Annotated in this window: 1 protein-coding gene; it reads right to left on the reverse strand. The window is 59.2% G+C overall.

Annotated features, from left to right (window positions below; genetic code table 11):
• The coding region (locus tag SB764_RS40915; RefSeq protein ID WP_410866888.1) for an HIT domain-containing protein at positions 1 to 267 on the reverse strand (267 nt) is incomplete at both ends.

A 267-nucleotide genomic window follows, 5' to 3' on the forward strand; every position in this document is an offset into this window, starting at 1 on the left:
GGACGATATTGCCAAGAGCCCCGACATTGATTTTTGTCGCCCCGGTCAGCTTCTTGAGCGCGCTGGCCACCACCTCGGTCTCGAATGTCAGCATCACCTGATCGAGCGGCGTCAATTCGAAAATCTCGGTGATCCCGGCGCGGCGCGGAATCAGGATCAGCCAGGGCCAGCGTGCGTCCTTCGATAATCTGAGATCGCAAAGGCCGGTCTGCATGACGCTGATGCTGTCTTTTTCGAGCCGGGGGTCGAGCGCGAAATCCGTCAACG

The sequence above is a fragment of the Paraburkholderia sp. SIMBA_027 genome, from assembly GCF_046535315.1.
In the GTDB taxonomy this organism is placed as follows: Bacteria; Pseudomonadota; Gammaproteobacteria; order Burkholderiales; family Burkholderiaceae; genus Paraburkholderia; species Paraburkholderia tropica.